The 13,473-nt window shown below is 58.8% G+C and carries 11 protein-coding genes; 3 read left to right on the forward strand and 8 right to left on the reverse strand.

Annotated features, from left to right (window positions below):
* Positions 1-208 precede the first annotated feature (208 nt).
* The 3 genes from KTAU_RS04970 to KTAU_RS04980 are packed head-to-tail and all read left to right on the forward strand — an operon-like array spanning position 209 to position 2,140.
* The gene (locus tag KTAU_RS04970) at positions 209-469 is read left to right on the forward strand and encodes a hypothetical protein (protein WP_151727295.1); all 261 of its coding nucleotides are present in this window, start codon (positions 209-211) and stop codon (positions 467-469) included.
* A gap of 4 nt (positions 470-473) precedes the next feature.
* Positions 474-1,466 carry a glutamate racemase gene (murI, locus tag KTAU_RS04975; protein ID WP_151727296.1) on the forward strand — a complete coding sequence of 331 codons (993 nt, stop codon included), beginning with the start codon at positions 474-476 and terminating at the stop codon, positions 1,464-1,466.
* Between the two features lie 5 nt (positions 1,467-1,471).
* Positions 1,472-2,140: a phosphatase PAP2 family protein gene (locus KTAU_RS04980; protein WP_151727297.1), complete on the forward strand. Its 669-nt coding sequence runs from the start codon at positions 1,472-1,474 to the stop codon at positions 2,138-2,140.
* Positions 2,141-2,465: 325 nt separating this feature from the next.
* On the opposite strand, the gene KTAU_RS04985 is transcribed toward KTAU_RS04980, so the two are convergent.
* The 8 genes from KTAU_RS04985 to hisD all read right to left on the reverse strand — a co-directional run bounded on the left by KTAU_RS04985 (position 2,466) and on the right by hisD (position 13,447).
* Positions 2,466-3,863 (reverse strand): complex I subunit 1/NuoH family protein, encoded by a 1,398-nt coding sequence (locus KTAU_RS04985; protein WP_151727298.1) that lies wholly within the window; start codon positions 3,861-3,863, stop codon positions 2,466-2,468.
* A gap of 236 nt (positions 3,864-4,099) precedes the next feature.
* Positions 4,100-5,251 carry an NADH-quinone oxidoreductase subunit D gene (locus KTAU_RS04990; RefSeq protein WP_151727299.1) on the reverse strand — a complete coding sequence of 384 codons (1,152 nt, stop codon included), beginning with the start codon at positions 5,249-5,251 and terminating at the stop codon, positions 4,100-4,102.
* A gap of 271 nt (positions 5,252-5,522) precedes the next feature.
* On the reverse strand, positions 5,523-5,846 hold the full coding sequence (locus tag KTAU_RS04995; RefSeq protein WP_151727300.1) for a hypothetical protein: 324 nt from the start codon (positions 5,844-5,846) through the stop codon (positions 5,523-5,525).
* Complete coding sequence (locus KTAU_RS05000) at positions 5,846-6,571, reverse strand: NADH-quinone oxidoreductase subunit C (RefSeq protein ID WP_151727301.1); 726 nt, start codon at positions 6,569-6,571, stop codon at positions 5,846-5,848. The genes KTAU_RS04995 and KTAU_RS05000 overlap by 1 nt, the downstream gene beginning before the upstream one ends.
* A complete protein-coding gene (locus tag KTAU_RS05005; protein ID WP_228026318.1) occupies positions 6,562-6,930 on the reverse strand; it encodes an NADH-quinone oxidoreductase subunit A in 369 nt (122 codons plus the stop codon). Before KTAU_RS05005 ends, KTAU_RS05000 begins: the two co-directional genes overlap by 10 nt.
* Before the next feature lie 217 nt (positions 6,931-7,147).
* A complete protein-coding gene (locus KTAU_RS05010; RefSeq protein WP_170293067.1) occupies positions 7,148-9,850 on the reverse strand; it encodes a protein phosphatase 2C domain-containing protein in 2,703 nt (900 codons plus the stop codon).
* A gap of 59 nt (positions 9,851-9,909) precedes the next feature.
* Positions 9,910-11,709, reverse strand: a complete 1,800-nt coding sequence (locus KTAU_RS05015; RefSeq protein WP_151727303.1) for a serine/threonine-protein kinase — start codon at positions 11,707-11,709, stop codon at positions 9,910-9,912.
* Positions 11,710-12,115: 406 nt separating this feature from the next.
* The gene (hisD, locus tag KTAU_RS05020; protein ID WP_151727304.1) at positions 12,116-13,447 is read right to left on the reverse strand and encodes a histidinol dehydrogenase; all 1,332 of its coding nucleotides are present in this window, start codon (positions 13,445-13,447) and stop codon (positions 12,116-12,118) included.
* Positions 13,448-13,473 lie beyond the last annotated feature (26 nt).

Here is a 13,473-nt window from a genome sequence, read left to right on the forward strand (position 1 = left end):
GCGAAGGACAGGGAATGGGCAATCAGAAAGATGGACAAGCTACTCCTGGCTTTTAGGCTCATCCCCGTCAGAGATACTCGGATCGTTGGCTAGGCCAGCCTGGCTGAGTCAATGCGGCTCGCCAGAACGGTCTGAGCCTGGCTGAGTGAGAGCAAGGCAAGGAGTAGGCGAGGGCAGCGTTCAGCCGCTCCGAAGCTGCGCGGCAGCAATGCCGATGGATGGGTTGCATCTCCTGGGACAGTGGAGTATTCTAACGAAAAGGCCCTGGTGCCTCTTTGCCCGCCTCTATCTGGGCCGCTCGCCTGACCTTATTACGGTTGAGGAGCTTGGCTCTTCTGGTCAGCACCCTGCCTGCCAGCGCCTGCTCGTCAGCAAGCACTCCGCTCGCCTCCAGGATTATGCCAGGCGATCGTCATCAGGGCACGTGCTTTTCTATATTATTATCACTATGCTGATGGTTCTGCAGTAGTGTTATGCATAATAGTGATTCGAAACAATTATATGATACTTCATCGAGTAGCATGCTCCAAAGCGCCCATCTCCAGCAGGCGGTCGAGTCCCAGCTATCACAGCTACCGACCCTGCCGACCCTGCAGGCCCCTGGAGCTGGCCAGGCCAGTGCCCCCATTGGGGTCTTTGACTCGGGAGCTGGTGGCTTGACCATTCTCAGTGCCCTGCGGCAAGAGCTACCCGGCGAGGACTACATTTACGTCGGCGATACCGCTCACTGCCCTTATGGCCTGCGCAGTGAGGCGGAGATCACCCAGCTGGTGCTGGAGATCAGTCGCTTCCTGGTAGAACGTGGGGTGAAACTGATCGTTGTCGCCTGCAACGCCGCCTCACAAGCGGCCCTTGCCACCTTGCGCGCCACCTTTCCCGTACCGTTCGTCGGGGTAGTGCCTGCCGTGAAGCCAGCAGCACGCCTGACACGCAAGGGGCGCATTGGTATCATCGCTACGAATCAAGCAGCACGCTCGCCCTACCTGCAACAATTAATTGCCGACTTTGCTCGCGAGATTGAGACCTATAGCCACGGCTGCTCTGAGCTGGTGACCCTCGTCGAGCGCGGCGAGCTGGATACGCCGACGGCGGAGGAGGTCGTGCGCCAGGCTCTGAGACCCGTACTCAGCAAGGATATCGATGTGCTGGTGCTGGGATGCACCCATTTCCCGGCTTTACGCCCGGTGATCGAGCGCGTGGCCGGCAGCAACGTCCAGGTCATCGACAGCGGAGCGGCTATTGCTCGCCGGACACGCTCCGTGCTGGAAGCCGCCGCGCTGCTGAAGCCTTCGAGCAATCAAGGAGGCCAGGACCCCAGCGGCAGACTGGAAGTATGGTGCAGCGGTGAACCCGCCTCCTTCCGCCAGATCGCTTCTAGAATTCTGGGCTATCCTGTCGTGGTACACCAGGCCAGCCAGCTCGCCCAGCCAACTACTAGCGCCGCCCACGAGGAAGAGAAAGAGTGATCGCGATGAACAGCCGCCGTCTGACTCAGATGCCCAAAGAAGATGCCGCCGGCCTTCAACTTGGTGAATTTGCTATGACTGATAGTGAGTCTTTACGCCTACGGATTGCAAGACACGTTTCCAACGTTCTTGCTCCTTTTTCAATCTCTTTGCCGCTGGTAACACTGGTAGCGCTTTACCATAGCGCAGATCCGCGCTATGCTCTGGCCTGCGCCTTTATCACTCTCTTTTTCTTGAGTCTGGGTCCCCTGCTCTATATCGCCATCGGCGTCCACACCGGTCGGCTCTCCGATCTGGAAATCACGCGCCGCTCTGAGCGCATGGGTCCTTATCTGTTCTCTATCTCTTCGGCCACCGTCGGTCTCTTTGTCTTGCAGACCCTCCACGGACCTTATAATTTGATGACGCTGCTGATCATCACGATCGCCAGCGGTATCGTAATGCTCTTCATCACGCTCTGGTGGAAAATCAGCGTCCACGCCTCTTCAATGGCCAGTGCCGCAACTCTGCTGACCGCCATGTATGGCTCAGTGATGCTGCCGCTCTTCCTGCTCCTCATCCTGGTAAGCTGGTCAAGAGTAGTCCTGCGCCGGCATACGGTGGCCCAGGTAACGTTCGGAGCTCTCCTAAGTATTCTGCTAACCACTGTCATTCTCAAGCTGCGGGGACTCTAGACACCAGCCGCTCGCAGGCAGCCGCTCGGCCCGTGCTGAGCGGCTCTTTCTTCAGAAGCATGGAGCGGGAGGGAAAGAAGCTACAGGAACGGAAGAGATCAGCAAGGACAGGGACTGCAATGAGCGAGGCAGGAAATCTGTCCAGCCGCTGCTGGCTCTGACAGCTTCCTGCCCCCTCTTGACCAGTATGCTCGCCTGGAAGGAGATAACCAGCCTACAGCGGCGACAGCGATAGAGCAGAGCGATGGCCACCATTGATTAGCCATCGCTCTACCCGCTGGCTCCCGCCTCCTCCATCTAGCCGGTATCCCACTCCCTGTCGCCTTTACCTGCCGCTGCTGGCGCCGGCACCAGTTACACCAGCTCGCTCTGGCTCAGGTAGACGTGGGGCAGCGGGAGACGGCGCCAGGGCCGCCAAGCGCTGGCGGGTCCGAATAGCCGGGGCCACCGCACGTCGCGTCGAGGCTGTCGTCGCCCGGCTGACCACCCAGAAGAAGCCAAAGAGCATCAGCCAGTTGACGACCCCCAGGACCACCAGGAAGACCACGTTCGAGACCCCGAGGGCATTCAGGAGCAGATAGAGCGCTCCTGTAAGGACAATGTTTACCAGGGTCGTGGGGATCAGGATCAGCCAGGCAAACTGCATTAGCTGATCGGCACGCAGGCGCGGCAGGGTGGTCCGCACCCAAATGAACACTCCGCAAAGCAGGTAGATCTTGAGGATAAAGTAGAAGAGCGCCAGCAGGTTGCCCAGGACTTGCCAGCCAATGGCCATACCAGGCGCCGTCAGGAAGGCCACCCCCGGACCTGACCAGCCACCGAGGAAGAGCATAGCTGTGATCGCCGAGACGATCGTCATATTGCCATACTCACCCAGGAAGAAGAGCGCCCAGCGCATGCCACTGTACTCAGTGAGGTAGCCGGCCACCAGCTCTGACTCAGCCTCTGGCAGATCAAAAGGTGAGCGGTTCGTCTCGGCAAGTCCACAGGTATAGTAGATCAAAACGAGCAACGGCTGCACCAGAATAAACCAGGCCCAGGGAGTGAAGCCCTCGAAGATGAAGTCCCAGACTGGGTTGCCCTTGCCCGGCCAGCTCTGCGCCATCTGGAAATTCATAATATCCTTGATAGCAATGGTGCCGAGGCCGTTGTCGCGCAGGATGCTGGTCAGCATCACAATGCTGACCAACGAGAGAACGAGCGGCAACTCGTAAGAGATCATCTGAGCCGCGGAGCGCAGGCCCCCGATGAGGGCATACTTATTGTTGGAGCCCCAGCCCGCCATGATCACGCCCACTACATCCAGCGAACTCATAGCGATCAAGTAGACAATGCCTGTCGCCAACGGCGCCCCTGGCAGGCTGATATAGGGCGAGAACGGCAGCACGGCAAACGAGGCAATCACCGGGGCGAGGAAAACCGAAGGGGCCAGGATAAAAACAGCCTTATCGATTTTACCAGCATGAATATCTTCTTTGAGCAGCAATTTGCCCACGTCAGCCACCGTTTGCAACAGGCCCCACGGCCCCGTGTGCAGCGGGCCATAGCGATCCTGCATCCAGGCCATGACTTTGCGCTCGGCCAGGATCAGAATCACGGCACTTGTCATCACGAAGCCAAAGATGGAAACAAACACCACCACGAACTCGAGAAACTCCCAGGAAAGGATGCCGTGGAGGAGCTGCTCCCACCAGACTTCGGCTAATACAACTCCACCGGACATAGGATACACTCCACTCTCTTACCTTGCATCAGAGCGCCCACGGGCAAGTCATGCGCGCCCGCCTCTCTGCTCGACATCTCTGTCTACTCTTTTGCTCCTTCAGAGCAGGCTGCCAGCCGCGGTCACCGCTAATAGAAAGGAGCGGCTGCCCGGCCCAGAGCCTGGCCTGCAACTATTCACAGAGCTAGCGGCCCTCTTCTGGCGGGAGGCGCAGCTTGTTGCCTTGCCTGAGAGCGTTAACGATCGACCTCTCCCAGCACAATATCCAGGCTTCCCAGAATGGCCACGACATCGCTCATCTTATGGCCACGCAGCAATTCGGGCAGGATCTGCAGGTTCACAAAGGAAGGCCCTCGGATCTTGGCCCGCCACGGGTATTCACTGCCATCGCTGATAAAGTAGATGCCCAACTCGCCCTTACTGCTCTCAATGGCAAAGTAGGTCTCTCCGCGCGGCGGACGGAGCGCAATCGGCGTCCGCGTTGAGATCGGGCCACCCGGAAGCTGATCCATTGCCACCCGCACCAGGCGCAGGCTCTCAGCCATCTCCTGCATCCGCACCCGATAGCGCGCATAGCAGTCGCCCTCTTGGCGCACCTGGGGATTGACCTTGATTTCCCGATAGGCCATATAGGGACGATTGACTCGCAGGTCCCAATTCACGCCACTGGCGCGCAGCATCGGACCGGTCAGTCCATAGGCAATGGCTTGCTGGGGATCAACATAACCGACGCCCTGCGTGCGCGCTTCGAAAATCTCGTTTCCCGTGATCAGGGTCTCTAGCTCTTGCAGATTCTTCTCGAACTGATTGCACCAGGCTTCACATTGCTGGAGCCAGCCCTTGGGAAAATCATGCAGGACGCCGCCCACGCGCATATAGTTGACATTAAAGCGGCTCCCTCCCAGGGCTTCAAAGAGCGAGAGAATTCCCTCGCGATCGCGGAAGGTCCATAGAATTGGAGTAAAGGCGCCCAGGTCGAGCAGATAGGTGCCGATGGCCACCAGATGGCTGGCGATGCGCTGCAGCTCATTGGTGATCAGGCGAATATACTGGGCACGACGCGGCGGCTCAATGCCCATTAACTGCTCGACTGCCCCCACATAGGCGGTCTCGTTGAGCATCGGTGAGAGATAGTCGGCATTGTCCATATAGCGAATGCCGGCCATCACCGTGCGATTCTCCAGAATCTTTTCAATGCCACGATGAAGGTAGCCAATAACCGGCGTACAATCCACCACTGTCTCACCCTCCAGGGTGAGAACGAGGCGGAGAACCCCGTGAGTACTTGGATGCTGCGGCCCCATGTTGAGGATCATCTCCTCGGAGCGCAGCTCACCGGGCGCTACCCCTTCGAGGGGAGGTCTATTTACACCTTGATTGGTCGCCATAGCTTCCTCGCAGCTCTTTGGTCTCGCTCAGCAGGTAGTAGAGGTAGTCAGTGTTCAGTGTCCGCAGCGGGCAAGCATGCGTGACGCACCACTGACTGTGCTGCACCTATACCTCGGCACGGCTCTCCAGCCGCTGAGGCAGGGTAAACTTCAGTCTTGTCTTCTCGCTGCTAGCTGGCTAGCTGGCTGACCGATTGACAGGTAGGGCAGCAACCTGACCAGAATGGCAGGCGAGGCGAATCCTGGTACAGGCAGCCACTGGGCAAGCATCTCAGCGCCGTCGCTTCCCGGAGAGACGGAAACTGAAGTTGACAGTCCAGAGCAGCGCCAGAAACGCCGCCATTGCAGCGTAGAGTATGCGGTTCGGATCTCGCTGCAAGCTCACATAAAAGATGATTGCCAGGCACCAGAAGGCCAGCGCCAGAAAGAGAGACCAGAGCAAGCTACGTAACTCGAATGCTGAGCGGGCAGCAAGTGGTCGCACCTTTTGTTCTGGCCCCCGCCCTTGTGGTAGCTCGGCGTGCTCAGTGCGCCTGCCGGCCTTCGCTGAGGCTCTGGTTCTGGTTCCTTTGCTGCTCCCCCTGTTGCTGGCCATCAGCGAGCCTGGCCCTCCATCGAACCTGAACGCGCCTCTCCTTCTTCCTCTTCGTGCTCGTGAGCATGGGAAGCATGGCCAAAGGTCGGCGTCCCTGGATGGAGCCGCTCTAGCTTGCCCTGACCAAACTTCTTCTGCACCACATGCTCGACCCCACGCTGCTGATACTGGCCAGCGACCGCCATATTGGGATCAACCTGGGTTGTCGCCGGCGGCTTGACTGTCAGAGGCACCTGATGGAAGCTCTTGCGCAGTGGGTACCCCTCAAAGTCGTCATCGAGCAGCATGCGTCGCAGATCGGGATGTCCCGTAAAACGGATACCGAACAGATCATAGGTCTCTCGCTCCAGCCAGTTGGCCGTTGGCCAGACCGAAACGACGCTTTCCACCTCCGGGTTCTCGGCATCCAGGCGCACTTTGACTTGCAAGAGCGAGCCGCGTGTGGTCGAACGCACATGATAGACCGTTTCCAGGTGGTCAAGCATGTCGACCCCGGAGATGCAGCTGAGCAGGTCAAAGCCTAGCTGATCGCGGAGAAAGCGACAGACGGCAACCAGATGGGCACGATCAACCTCGATGCCCAGATAATTGCCTTTCATCACCCGCGGCACCACCGGCTGGCCGGTGATCTGCGCCAGCGGCGCCAGGTCACGCGTAAGCTCGGCTAGCTCGTCACTGTAGTCGGCGGCGCTCGGAATCGGCGAAACTCGCGGTACTATATCCATCGGATCACTCCCTTGCGCCAGGCATAGACCAGACCGAGCGCGAGCACAATAATAAAGAAGAGTATCTCAAAAAAGCCAAAGATACTCAGGCTTTTGAAAAGAACAGCCCAGGTGATAATAAAGACAATATCGACATCGAAGGCAACGAAGAGCAAGGCAAAGATATAGAATCCCAGCGGATACTGGACCCAGGCCGAACCGATCGGCACCTCGCCTGACTCATAGGTCTGCAGCTTCTCAGGGGTCCTGCGTCTGGGAGCCAGCAGATTCGCGACCGTCATCGTGATCAAGACAAAAGTGAAACCAGCGGCCAGCAGAATCGCAGCATAAAGATACCCAGTACTGGTAGTTAGTGACACACGCCTTCCTCCAGCTGTCGGACCCTTCTTTACGAAGGAAAAGAGGGTCAGAAGATGCTGCAAAGATTATAGCACAGGGTTGAACAGGCGACAAACAGGCTGACTGACTTCACCCTCTCTGACCCAGGAGGGCCAACAGCAGAAAGTAAGCGCCAGGAGCATGCTTCTCTCTCCTGGCGCGCCTCTGCTGCAATCGATCGCCTCTGCTACTATGCTGTCAGCTCTGTGGCAAGGTAGGGAGAGCAAACTGATCAGGTTGAGCAAGAACCTGCAGGCTGGACACGCTCTTTGCCCGCGTCCCTTCGACGAGCTGTACCACGATGACGGAAATGTTATCCTCGCCACCTCCATCGAGCGCGAGCTGCACCAGATCATCAACGAGCTGCTGAGGATCAGCAGGTTTGCGCAGCACGGCCTCGATGTGAGGATCACGAGTCATATCCCAGAGACCATCGGAGCAGAGCAAGAGTTTATCGCCGGGCTGCAATTCTTCCCGGAAAGGGTCAACCTCGACGATTGGCTTCTCTCCCAGGCTCCGATAGATCTGGTTACGCTTCGGATGGGTATAGATATCCTCGGGCTTGATAATGCCCGCTTCTACCAGGCTGGCAACGACCGAATGATCCTGCGTCACCTTCTTGAGGCCCCTGCCCTCGCGATAGAGATAGGTGCGACTATCACCCACATTGGCAACATAGGCCACGGAGCCGACAATCAAAGCTGTGGTCATAGTGGTTCCCATATCAGCATGCTCACGCAGGTTCTGCTCATGGAGAGTCTGATTAGCCGACTGCACTCCCTCTACCAGGAGACGCTGGTAATCGTTGTTGCCCAGCTCGTGCTCGCGTAGCAGCGAAGGCAACACATAGTCGACAATGGTTTGAATGGCCAGGCGGCTGGCATCCTGCCCATTGGCATGGCCTCCCATACCATCGGCCACGACAAAGAGACCCCAGGGCAGCAGCTGTCCCCCGAGTTGCCTCCCTCCTAGAATGGCAAGCAAATTGTCCTCATTCGGCTTATGACGTCGCTTGATACCTGGATCAGTGCGATGACCAACCACCAGCTGAAGGCTCTTCATCCGCTGTCTCCCTCTTATGACCTGGGTTTTGCCCTCCGATCTGTCTGCGGCGGGGGCAATGATCGCTTGCGTCGGTTGCTCGCTGAGCGGCGGCAAGACAAATGTGGGCTGATCACTGAGCGAGGGCGATGGGGCGGATTGAGCAGACGCTGGAGGCGCAGAGAAAGCTGCCGCTTGCATCTCGTTCGCCGCAGGCATATCTGGTCCTGGCATCGGTGGCGCCGACTGAGGAGCTGCTGCCTCCGGCGGCACAAGCGCGCGAAGACGCAGGCCCGAGGTCGAAGGTGACAGCAAAACCCCACATGAGGGACAATACTCAACTCCTCGACTGACCTGTTGCTTACAGCGCGGACAGTGCAGCACAGTCCCCGGTCCAGCTGTTGTCATCGCTGCCGCCGCTCTTTCATCCCTCTCCACCGGGCTCTGCTGTAGCCTCGCAGCAGGGGCCGCCACTGGCGGCTGCGCCTGGAGGGTCCTGACTCGTTGACGCTGACGCTCCGCTTCTAGATCCGCCTGGCGCTTGGCTTCCTCCTCTTCTTTGCGGAAGCGCTCCAGCTCCTTGCGCCTCCTGACGCGCCCCACGGTGAGGGTGATGAAGAGCAGAATCAGTACCAGAAGCAGTAAACCAACTAAGCCCCCCCAGACAAGGAGCGGGAGACCTGCGAAGCTGCCCTCGCTGCCTGCTTCTTGGGGCTGCGCCTGACCAGTGGCCTGAGTCTGCAGACGCTGATTAATCAGCTGCAGGAATTGCTGGGCTCCACGGAGCTGGTTCTGGCTGAGGGTGAGGGCTTGCTGAAACTCTGCTTTGGCCTGCTGATACTGGCTACGATAATAGTCCTCAACGCCGCTCCGCCAGTGAGGGAGGAGCAGATTAGTCGGCGCCGCTAGCAGGTTGAAGCCACGTAGCAGAACATCGACTTGACTGGCGTCACTGGCCTCGCCGCTGAGAAGTTGCAAGCCGACTACCTGACCAGCCTGGTTGACGATTGGCATACCCGCCTCCTGTAGCTCACCAGGAGTCGAGGTGGCAGTGTTTACAGGTCGCTCCTGCCCCCCAACCAGCTCGGGGATGAGAAAGTTCGGCGCTTGGCTGGCTTGAGTCGGCGGGGCACCGCTGGCATCAGTCAGCTCCAGTCCAAAGGTCGTCGCCTGCCCCACCGAGGATAGCGATGCCAGGTCTGCATAAGGTAGCACATAGGCGCTATGGAAAGGAACAAGCACTAGAGCATGGGCGCAATTGCTCAGTGCTATCGGGCAGCTACTGCCACCGTTTGGGAGCAACTGGCCACGATTCGAACAGCTCAGCGGAGAGCCAGCGCAGGTAATGTGGGTTAACAGGGTCCCCAGACCGGTCGAGCTACTATAGATATCAATCGAGGTCAATTGATCTGGGAGGTTGCCGGTGCTGCCGCTATTGCCACAGAGGCGCTGCCTGCTCACCAGGTCTCCGTCGGTTAAGACCCACGCGTTCAGGTCATCTGCTCCCCGCGGCTGCCAGCTTCTGACAAGTACTCCTAAGCCTGTACACTGAGTGCCCGGTAGACTCAGCGGCACCGGCTCATCGGACACACTTCCCTCCGAGGTAGACATGAGGGGCAGCTGACCGCTGCTCGCGTGGCCGGGACTATAGGTCACTAGCAAACGTACCACTGCTGCCCCTACAAGGTCCAGCACCTGACTTTTCCCGACGTCGACACCCCCGCCTCCAGGAGCAGCGACTGCAGCAACAGGCCACAGGAGCTGTAAGGCGATGAGAAGCGCGCCAAGCAAGGGGCCAAGCACGGTTGACAGCAGGCCGATGTTTTTCCTTTCCGCGGAACAGAGCTGATACGTACTCATCGGCACTTTCTCCCTTACATCCAAAGCTGACGAAATGCGCCGAAGGAGCAAATAGTTTCTCATCGTCCTAACCTGGCTTGCAGGCGCTGTAACATGGCCTGAGCCGCCTGATTGGTGGGCATAGCCCCAACAACATAGCGGCACTCACGCAGGGCATCACCGAGCTTGTTCTCCCGCTCATAGACCTGGCTCAGGAGAAAGCGCGTCTGATGATCAGCGGGATTAATAATCAGGACCTGCACAAAGCTCCGCTCCGCTAGCGACAGCTGATTGAGTCGCCAGGCTAGTTGGCCAATCTCATAGTGCAAAGCGGCGAGCAGAGTCGGAACTTTGGGAGTCAGTCGCAGAGCCTCTTGGAACTCTCGTAGGGCGGGCTCCAGCTGATTCAGCCGCTCGTAGCACTGCGCAAGGCGCTGATGGGCTTCGAAATCGTTGGGATTCAGACGCAGAGACTGAGTGTAGGCCGTAATGGCATCGCCAGGGCGCATGAGAATAAAATGGTAGACATCGCCAACCAGCTTATGCGTCTCAGCATCATTGGGATTGAGCTGGACTGAACGGTTGTAGGCTTGAATCGCCCGCTGGGGATCAGGCGGCTGGCGACGCGCGAAAACCTGCCCAAAGATCTTATGGACCAGGGCATTGTTTGGCTCCAGAGCATAAGCCTGCTGGACAGCAGCATAAGCTGCCTCGATGCGCCCGGCCTGCAGCTGGGCTTGCGCCGTGAGAATGAATTGCCCAGCTGGGCCAGTGGTACCACCGACTGGCAGGGCTACCTGCCGCGGCGTTGCAGGCGAGGCTGCTACTGTTGGCGGCACGCTGCTCGTCAACGGAGGCACAACCTTGATCGGCGGCAGGCTCAAAATCGCCCGTTCCATCTCCGCAGCACTCGACCAGCGCTGCTCTACATTAGGCGAAAGCGCCTTCATGATGACTTGCTCGAACTCGGGCGAGACATCAGGGCGCAAGCTTCTTAGCGGTGGGAACGAGAAGATCGTCGGCCTATTGTTGGCCGCATCGTGATGCGTCAGGAGACGATGCAACGTTGCCCCCAACGCATAAATGTCGCTGCGTGGTTCCGGCATCCCATGCAGCTGCTCCGGCGGCGCATAGCCAATGGTCATGATGATCGTGGCCTGGCGCTGCGACTGGAAGGTACGCGCAATTCCAAAGTCTATCAGCTTGATCTCATCGCGGTCCGTGACCATGACGTTCGAAGGCTTCAGATCACGGAAGATAATCGGCGGATTTTGGCGATGCAGGTAGCTCAAAACATTGCAGATCTGCTGCGCCCAGCTCCTGGCACGCGCCTCGGGTACCCCCCGCGCCCCGTTGACTCCCACGACATTCCCCTCCTCCTCCAGCACTTTGGCCAACGTGCGCCCTTTAATGAAGTCCATCACCAGATAATGGCGCCCCTCTTCCACAAAGAAGTCGCGTACGCGCGGGATACAGGGATGATTCAAATCAAGCAACAGGGTTGCCTCTCGTTTGAACCACTCGACTGCCTGGTTCCGCTCCACCTCGCTCTGAAAATCGTCCAGCATTTCTTTGACCGCACAGGGACGCTCAAAGCGCAGATCGATCGCGCGATACACAGCTCCCATACCGCCCGCCGCCACCAGGTGCTCAATTTTATAGCGTCCATTCGACAGCAAGACCCCAGGGCTGAGGCGTATGACCCCAGCCCCCGCTGCCTGTGATCCAACACTCGCCGGCGTCACACTACCCGCGCCAACCGCCGCTGGAGCTTCCGGCGGCGGAGGCAACCGGGGTCCGCTCTCGCCTTGCCAACTTGAAGGTGTTGCGGCATTCCCGGCAGACACGACTTCTCTGGGATCGGAGTGATTGCTAGCCATCTTTCCTTACACCGCTTCTTGATGCAGCCCTGAATTCTCCTAAGAGGCTCGTCCCTGGCCCTGTCTCTTTTACAGCGACGTCCTCATACCCGCTCTTCCACTTACCGCACTGTTCTCCCACCTTTGTGATGCTCGCCATCTCATCTTCCGGGCTTGCCCCCTCCCTGGACCCGCTTCTCCCTCCTTAGCCTGCCAGCTCTGGCTTCCTGGTTTTCCAGGAAAAACGCTCGCTCGTTGCTCATGGTGCTGGGCGCATTATAGCACATTTTCATTGAACAGGAAGTGAGCTATCGTACTATCTCGAAGTGAACCCAGCCTAACTCAGCCTCCCCGTGGCACGGCAGGCCCACCCAGGCCCACCCCGCACGAGGCAGGCTGAGCTATCCGCAGCTCTTGAGACTGCACCTTACTCCCTCGCTTCTGGCCACGTCGCCAGCGGGCGCTCGCTGACAGCAGCCGCATGAGCAGGAAATCCCTCAAACTCCGCCAGCATCCGTGTTGTCTCTTCTAACGCGCGATACCCCGTTGCTGTCACATAGGCCACGCCGGTGCGCTTTAGAAAATCGTGAACCGAGGTCGCCGAGAAGGTGTGAGCGAAACCGCCGGTTGGCAGAATGGCGTTGGTTCCTATGCAATAGTTGCCAAGACAGATAGGAGTAGCAGGTCCTAAGAGAATCTCGCCGGCATTACGCAGCTGTGTTAGCAGGGCGAATGGCTCACGTACCTGAACCTCCAGATGCTCGGGAGCATACTCGTTGACAAAGGCCACAGCCTCTTCCATATCGCGCGTCAGGATGATCCCCCCTGTTCCTTTCTCTTCCTCCAGGACAGCGCGGCAAAAGGCCCGCCGCCACTCAGGCAGAGCAGCGATTTTGGCCGGCAGGAGCTGCCTGACTGCCTCTGCCAGGGGCCGAGCGGGTGTGACCAGCAGGCTGGAGGAATCGGGGCCATGCTCAGCCTCGATCAAAAGGTCGCGGGCGACCAGCTCTGGATCGGCGCTGTCGTCAGCCAGGAGAATGGCTTCACTTGGTCCAGCAGGTAGCCCAACGTCAACGACACCGTAGAGCAGCCGCTTAGCGGCTGCGACATAGCCGCTGCCAGGCCCTGTAATCTTATGCACCCGCGGGATGGTCTCGGTACCATAAGCCAGTGCTGCAATGGCCTGGGCTCCACCAACGCGATAAATCTCGTGCACACCGCAGAGATCGGCGGCCACCAGAGAGGCAGCATCAATCTCACCACTCGGGCCAGGCGGCGTACAGACAACGATCCGCGCGACACCGGCAATGCTGGCAGGGGCGGCCAGCATGTACATAACGGAGGGGAAAGCCCCTTTGCCGCGCGGCACATAGAGGCCCACGCTGCTGATCGGCGTCACCAGCTCCCCGGCCATGACCCCCGGCATCACCTGGGTATACCATTGCTCATGGGGCAATTGCCGCTGATGAAAGGCCTTGACATTGCGAATGGCCTGTTCAAGTGCCGCGCGCATACGGCTATCGAGTTGATGATGAGCACGCTCAATCTCCTCGGCGCTTACACGCAGGCGCTCCGCGCTCAGCTCGACACCGTCAAAGCGCGCTGTATACTCCAGGAGAGCGGCATCGCCACGCGTACGCACGTCCTCTACGATAGGGCGCACGCGTTCCGTCACTTCTTCTATGCGCAGCTCGGCACGGCGCAGTAGACGCCGGCGCTGGGCTGCATCCATTGTCGCCAGCTCATAAAAATGCACCATTACCTACCAGACTCCAACGAAAAGAT

This window comes from Thermogemmatispora aurantia (assembly GCF_008974285.1).
GTDB classification, from domain to species: Bacteria; Chloroflexota; Ktedonobacteria; order Ktedonobacterales; family Ktedonobacteraceae; genus Thermogemmatispora; species Thermogemmatispora aurantia.